We start from the raw sequence: 7,264 nt of genomic DNA, 5'->3' as shown, positions 1-7,264 counted from the left end.
ATGACAAACAGGTATTCAAGGAATTATCCCTGACTACACTTACCTAAAAGCCAATAATCACAAAATTAAAGCAATATTCATCACTCATGGTCACGAAGACCATATTGGTGCTATTCCTTATCTATTACAAGAACTGCATATTCCTAAAATCTACGCACCTAAAATAGGTTGCGAATACATTAAAGCTAAATTAGCTGAAAGAAAAATTAAACACAACACAGAATTTATAGAAATTGAAAAAGATATGGTAGTTGAATACGACCAAATCTCAGTAGATTTCTGAACTGTGCAACACTCAATTCCAGATGCATTTGGAATTAGAGTTACAACACCAAATGGTTCTGTTGCTGATACAGGAGATTTCCGTATCGACTACACACCAATTGGTGCTCACACAGACTTTGACAAATTAGAAAGAATCGGTAAGGAAGATTTAACTATCTTATTCTCAGACTCAACAAATGCTATGAGACCTGACCACTCACCAACAGAACAAGGGATTCTTCAAGATATCGAAAAAATGATTAAAGAAGGTAAGAAAAGAGTATTCTTTACAACCTTTGCATCAAACATTGAAAGAGTCGTAGCCGTTATTGAAATGGCTGAAAGACTTGGTAAGAAAGTTTGTCCATTCGGACGTTCAATGGTAAATGGAATTAAAATCGCTTCAAGAGTCGGTTATATTAAAGTTAATCCAAATACAATAATCGATAAAAAGCAAATTGCTAAATATGATCCAAATGAAATTTTCATTCTTACAACAGGATCACAAGGTGAAGAAATGGCTGCTCTTTCAAGAATGGCTAGAGGACAACACCATCAAGTAACAATTGAAAAAGATGATTTAATCATCTTCTCATCATCTGCTATCCCAGGTAACAGAATGAAAATTGAATTACTTATCAACCAATTAACTAAACTAGGTGCCATTATTAAAGAAAATGGTATTGACGGAAGATTACATACTTCAGGTCATGCTTATAAAGATGAACACCGTACAGTATTTAGAAAATCAACTCCTTCATACTTCATACCTTTCCATGGAGAGTACAGAATGTCAGTTGCTCATGCTCAAACAGCTATTGAATCAGGAGTTCCTGAAGAAAACGTATTCATCATTGATAACGGACAAGTTGTTGAAATGGTAGATAGAAAAGTTAGAATTTCTGGTGAATTCATCGATCCAGGTCCTATCTATATTGATGGTATAACAGCTTCAAAAAGTACAAATAAAGTTATAGCAGAAAGAGAAAAACTTGCTGATTCTGGATTTGTAAATGTTGTTGTTGCTATTAATAAGAAGAAAAACGTTATTGTAGGTAGACCAAGACTTATTTCTCGTGGAACTCTATTTGTTAAATCTTCACAAGAATTAATGAAAGAAGCGCAAAGATTAGTTCACGGTTCAACTTTATACACAATCAAAAATAAAAAGGATTGAACAGTTAATGATGTTAAGGCAATAATCAAAGAAAGATTAGAACCTCTATTCTACAAAGTTAAACGTAGAAGACCAATCATTATTCCTGTTGTTATGTTTGTTGAAGATAAACCTAAAAAAGCAAATGATTCTAAAAAGAAACCAGTTGCTAAAAAACAAAACAATAATAAAAAACCAGTTGCTAAAAAAGCACCAGTTAAAAAACAAAATGGAAATAAAAACCCAAATCAAAAGAAACCTAATTTAAATAAAAAACCAGTTTCTAAGAAACCAACTACTCAAAATAAACCAGTAGTTAATAAACAAAAATAAGCTTTATAGCTTATTTTTTTAATTCTAATTGTTTAGCTACTTCCGCAGCTGATTTACCAACAACTAAAGAAACTGATGTTGAAGTAAACATTGTTCCAGATACACCTTTAAGATTTTCAAGACCTTCTTTATTAACGTCTTTTCTATCTTTGAACATAATTTTAACTCTTTGATGTGTGTTTGTGATTTCAGTTATATTATCTGAACCGATAAAATCAATAATAGAGTTTATATTGACTTTAACTTTTGTATCTACAGTTAATTCTTTATTAGCTGATTGTTTCTTATTAATTCATATTCAAATCAACCCTAATGTCACTATTGTAAGTAAAACTATTTTAATTTTGTCTGATGTTGTCATTTTAACCCCTTATATATTTTGTCTTATTATAACATGTGTTAAAATTATACTATATTTAAAAAAAGGAGCATAAAATGAAAAAGAGAATAGTAAGTGGTATCACAGCAACTGGTACATTAACAATAGGTAATTATTTAGGAGCAATTAAAAACTTTGTAAAATTACAAGATGAATTTGAAATGTTTATATTTGTTGCTGATTTACATGCATTAACAACGCCAATCGATCCTAAAGAACTGAGAAAAAATAAGAAAGATATCATGGCACTATATGTTGCTTGTGGACTTGATCCTGAAAAAACAGTTTTATTTAATCAATCAGATGTTCTTGAACATGGACACATGTCATGATTAATGACAACTCAAACTACAATTGGTGAACTTAATAGAATGACTCAGTTTAAAGATAAGTCTTCAAAAGTTAAGAATTCAAACGGGACAGAAATGATACCAACTGGTCTTCTAATTTACCCAACACTTATGGCGGGAGATATACTTCTATACAACCCTGATACAGTTCCAGTTGGTGCCGATCAAAGACAACACTTGGAATTAACAAGAAACATTGCTTCAAGAATTAATAATAAATATGGTGAAATGTTCAAATTACCTGAACCATACTTTGCAAAAGAAGGTGCTAAAATCATGTCATTAACAGACCCTTCTTCTAAAATGTCAAAATCTTCTCCACAACCAAAATCACACATCCTTTTACTTGACGATCCTGCTGTAGCAGCTAACAAAATTAAGAAAGCGGTTACTGATTCAGAAAATAAAGTTTATGCTTCTCCAGACAAACCTGGTGTGACTAACCTATTAACTATTTATGCAGGACTTAAAGATATTTCCATAAGTGAAGCTGAAACTCACTTTAAAGAAGCTAATTATGGTGAATTCAAACAAGAAGTATCTGAAGTAGTTAAAGACTTCTTAATTAATATTCAATCTAAATTTACAGAAGCAAGATCTCGTGTTGATGAGATTGCTAACGCTGGTGCTGAAAAAGCTAGCTACGTTGCACGTAGAAATGTAAGAAAACTAGAAAGAAAACTAGGGTTAAAATAAAAATCGCATAAGCGATTTTTTTATTCAACTGATTTATGATTAAAGTTTCCAATTATTCCAGAAACAACAGTTGTAGAAATTCAGACATTCGGATCAATCTCTTTAAGTTTTTTAAGTATTGGTTTTAATTCCAAGAACAACATAACTGTTCTTATTGTTTTAACCTCTTTACCAGTGTAACCCGATTTCATAGTTGAAACATTATATCCATGAACATAACCCGTATATTTAAAGTATCTAACTATTTGTTCTACTTTATTTGAAGATATAACAACTTCAACCTTTTTATATCTTGGATATATTTTGGAAAGTATAGCTGATGATATAAATATATACCCCAGTGTCCCTCAAGTAATTGGACCAAATAGCATTTGTGTTGGATCATCACCAATTGGAACATTACCCATAATAGTTTGTATAACGATCATTGTTAATGCAATTGAAAGCGACACGATAGTCGCAACAACACCAGGAGATTTCTGTTTTCTCGTTGAGATGTAGTAAGTAATAATATCAGCTCCACCAGATGAACCACCAGTTTTTCATGCTAATGCAGTACCAGTACCTGTTATAACGGCACCGACACATGGTTGAATGATAATAGCTCAGTTTTCAGTTACAAGGCCAATGGTAGTCTCTTTACCGCCTTGCGCTGTTTTATATAACCCTATATGGAATGGGTCAGCATCCTTTATTCCAGGCATAATTTCCATTGATTGCCCTCATGTTAGTTGGAATAGTAATCAAACGAATGTTAAAATAATGAATTTCTTTCTTACTAAGAAGAAGAATACTATTAAAAATGGGATATTGAATAGGAAGTATAAGATTGAGAAATACTTTTGATCTAGGTCAGTGATGTATGTAAGAAATTGAGGGAATGCCCCAAGTCCTGACGAGAATGTTTTAGCTGACGAAACAAATAACTTTACTCCTAAAGAAAACAAGAATGATGAGACTATGAGGATTGTTATTATCCAAGCTCATTTACGAATTAAATTTTTATCCATAATTTATTTATAACAAAAAAAAGACATAAATATGCCTTTTTATTTTTCGCTAATTTCGTACTGAGTTATAAACCCTCTTTTATTCGAAATAACTTTTATTCTAATTTTCTTTCTGTGGATATAAATTAACCCTTCTTTAATATGTCTATTTATACGCTTTTTAACCCATTGTTGAAGTGTTATACCTTCTTCAATATCATCAAATTTGTATCCTGTGATTTCAGCAATCTTAGACATTTCATCAGTACCATCAGCAGTTCATTTGTGTAGACCTAATTGCCTCACTGAATCTGTAACATCATGTTCATCATAGATTTCACCAAAAAGTTCTTCAATGATATCTTCTAATGTAATGATACCTACAACTTTTGAAGATTTATTTGTTTCAGTAACAAATGCAATATGTGTTTTTTTCAAACGCATGATTTCCAATACATTTGTAAGAATCATATTTTTAGAAACAAATGGGACTTCAGCAACCATTTCTTCAGGATTCCCCTCAGACATAAACATAATATCTTTTAAGTGAACTGTACCAATTCATTTTTTATTCTTTATAAAAGGTAATCTAGAATAACCTGTGTAGTCAAAAACGTTTTTAGCTTCTTCAAGTGTTGTTTTTTCAGTGATAGAAACTATTTGTTTTCTTTTTGTACACACTGATCCAGCTCTAGTGGAATCTAAATCAAGAGCATTCGATGCAAGAGTTGCTTCTCTTTTTTCGATAACTCCCTCTTTTCTACCTGTATCTAAAACTTGCTTAAGTTCGTTTTCAGTGTTAGTAACTCCACCACCAATATTGATTTTACTTATTGGGTATGTAAATGGAAAGAATAAGTAATTCAATACTTCCATTAGAAAAACTATTCTTTTTAAATATCCAAAAGCATATTTTCTAGCTAATACTTTTGGAAGTATTTCACCAAAAACAACAATGATAGGAGTCATTACAAGAATTGAAACTAATGTTGCAACTTCTGTCGAATTTAATAATGAACCTAAAATATATGAGATTAATACTGATGCACCAATATTAACAAGGTTATTCCCTATTAATATTGTTGATAGCGTTCACCCAAATGTTTTTAAGTGTTTTTTTAATAATTTACCAGTTTTGGTTTTTTTCTTTACCTCTAATGAGATTTTTGCTGGATTGACTGAAGAGTAAGCAGTTTCCGCAGCTGAAAACATTGATGATAGAAGTATCAATATAATCAATAAAGAAATTAAACCGATTATCAAGGGTTTACTCATTAATTTTCTCCTTTAGTTTTATTCGTAAATAATCCTATTGAAGGATCGAATGCTAAATCAATATCACCAATTGCACCATTCCTATGTTTAGCAATGATAACTTTTGTTGTTTGATGTCTTAAATCTTCTTCTGAAGTTTCTTCAGCTTTTTTATAATAAGCCTCTCTATATAAGAACATGATAAGGTCAGCATCTTGTTCGATAGCACCTGACTCTCTAATATCTGACATCATAGGACGTTTATCTTCACGTTGTTCAACACGACGTGATAGTTGTGATAAGGCAATCAACGGAACATTAAGTTCACGCGCTAATTGTTTTAGACCACGAGAAATAGCAGAAACTTCTGCTTGTCTGTTATCTCCCGAAGAACCTTTTGGTCCTGCAATAAGTTGCATATAGTCAATAACAATCATATCAATTGGATGATTTTTGTGATGCTTCTTAGCTTTTCACATTAATTCCGCTAATGTAAGTCCTGGAGTATCATCGATAAATAATTTCATGTTCGCAATTTTTTCTTCGGCTAAGTTTAATTTTTCTCAGTCTAATTTAGTCATTGCATTTTTCTTGAATTTATATCCATCAACATAAGATACTGATGATAGAACACGAGCCATCAAGTGTTCCTTAGGCATCTCTAATGAGAAAAACGCAACACTATGATCTTTGGCAGCTGTTGCCGCTATATTAAGCGCGAAAGCTGTCTTACCCATTGAAGGTCTGGCAGCTAATATAACAAGGTCACCCTTTTGGAAACCTGATGTCATTCCATCAAAATCAGTTCAGTTTGTAGGGATACCAGCAAGATCAGTTGAAGATTGACGCATTTCAATATTCTTAATAGTTTTCTTAATAATTGTTGCAGCATCTTCAAACTCACCCATTGCTGTATCTCTTGTTGAAGCAAGGATATCTGTTTCAACTTTTTCAATTAATTCATTAGCATCCACATCTTCTTTTTCAAGGTCTTTACCAAGTTGAGAAACAACAGCCTTAACTTTACGTAGGTGTGCTTTCTCAGAAATAACTTTTATAAATTTTGTAAGGTTTGATTCCAAAGCAGCTTGACCAATTAAGGTTCCTAAATATGCTTCTGCACCAATTTCTACAAATTGTCCTTTTTCTTTTAATCTATTAATAATTGCAGCAATTTCAATTGCAATATCTGATGCTGCTAATTCTTCAAGTGTTTCGAATATAATTCTATGTCTTTTATCATAGAACTCTTCCGCATTTATATATCCAACTGTATTCCCAATTAAATGGTGATTAGAAAGAAGCAGACCTAGGACTGCTTTTTCTATTTCTATAGCACTATGCTCTTTAGCCATTGTTGACCACCTTAACATTAATTATTGCTTCTACTTCTTTATGAAGTTGAGCTTTAATTTTTGTTATTCCAATTGATGCAATATGGATATGTGGTAACGCATATTTTGAAATGGTAATACCTTTTTCTCTTAGTTGTTTAGTCACTTGTTTATTAGTGATTGAACCATGAACTTTATTGTTAATTGATTTAAGTCCAAATTCAAGGGTTACACTTTCGATTTTAGTTTTCATTTCTTTTGCGCTAGCTAAATCCTCAGCTTCTTGCTCTTTAATTTTTTCTAGTTTTTTATCTAGTAGTCTTTTTGTTGAATTGTTTATAGGTAAAGCATACCCTTGTTTTATCAAGAAGTTTTTTGCATATCCGTCAGCAACGTCGACAACGTCGTTAACTTTACCATTTTTACAATCTTTAATTATTATTACTTTCATTTTTCACACTCACAATCGCCTGTATTAGGTTATCTGCAAAGATTGATAATGACTCTTC

7 protein-coding genes are annotated in these 7,264 nt (G+C 31.7%); 2 read left to right on the top strand and 5 right to left on the bottom strand.

The window, feature by feature from the left end:
- Nucleotides 1-1,753: ribonuclease J (locus C4B25_RS03615; protein WP_131613682.1), on the top strand; the 1,753-nt coding region annotated here is incomplete at its 5' end.
- 10 nt (nt 1,754-1,763) lie between these two features.
- Here C4B25_RS03615 and C4B25_RS03610 read toward each other — a convergent pair.
- On the bottom strand, nt 1,764-2,114 hold the full coding sequence (locus C4B25_RS03610) for a PTS glucose transporter subunit IIB (protein WP_131613681.1): 351 nt from the start codon (nt 2,112-2,114) through the stop codon (nt 1,764-1,766).
- 74 nt (nt 2,115-2,188) lie between these two features.
- Here C4B25_RS03610 and trpS point away from each other — a divergent pair, with 74 nt between their 5' ends.
- Entirely contained in the window at nt 2,189-3,178 is a 990-nt protein-coding gene (gene trpS, locus C4B25_RS03605) for a tryptophan--tRNA ligase (protein WP_131613680.1), read from the top strand.
- A gap of 20 nt (nt 3,179-3,198) precedes the next feature.
- Here the strand turns inward: trpS and C4B25_RS03600 are convergent, their stop codons facing one another.
- From C4B25_RS03600 to rplI, 4 genes are read right to left on the bottom strand one after another with little or no spacing between them, the layout of a single operon-like run.
- On the bottom strand, nt 3,199-4,188 hold the full coding sequence (locus C4B25_RS03600) for a YitT family protein (protein WP_131613679.1): 990 nt from the start codon (nt 4,186-4,188) through the stop codon (nt 3,199-3,201).
- A 39-nt stretch (nt 4,189-4,227) separates the two neighbouring features.
- Nucleotides 4,228-5,442, bottom strand: coding sequence for a hemolysin family protein (locus C4B25_RS03595; RefSeq protein WP_131613678.1), 1,215 nt, complete (start codon nt 5,440-5,442; stop codon nt 4,228-4,230).
- Entirely contained in the window at nt 5,442-6,776 is a 1,335-nt protein-coding gene (gene dnaB / locus C4B25_RS03590; protein WP_168380693.1) for a replicative DNA helicase, read from the bottom strand. Before dnaB ends, C4B25_RS03595 begins: the two co-directional genes overlap by 1 nt.
- The gene (gene rplI / locus C4B25_RS03585) at nt 6,769-7,206 is read right to left on the bottom strand and encodes a 50S ribosomal protein L9 (protein WP_168380692.1); all 438 of its coding nucleotides are present in this window, start codon (nt 7,204-7,206) and stop codon (nt 6,769-6,771) included. The genes dnaB and rplI overlap by 8 nt, the downstream gene beginning before the upstream one ends.
- Nucleotides 7,207-7,264 lie beyond the last annotated feature (58 nt).

It is taken from the genome of Mycoplasma todarodis, assembly GCF_004335995.1.
Taxonomy (GTDB): Bacteria; Bacillota_I; Bacilli_A; order Mycoplasmatales; family Metamycoplasmataceae; genus Mycoplasma_K; species Mycoplasma_K todarodis.
The sequence above is the reverse complement of the archived record's forward strand: the minus strand, read 5'-3'. Positions and strand labels throughout refer to the sequence as shown.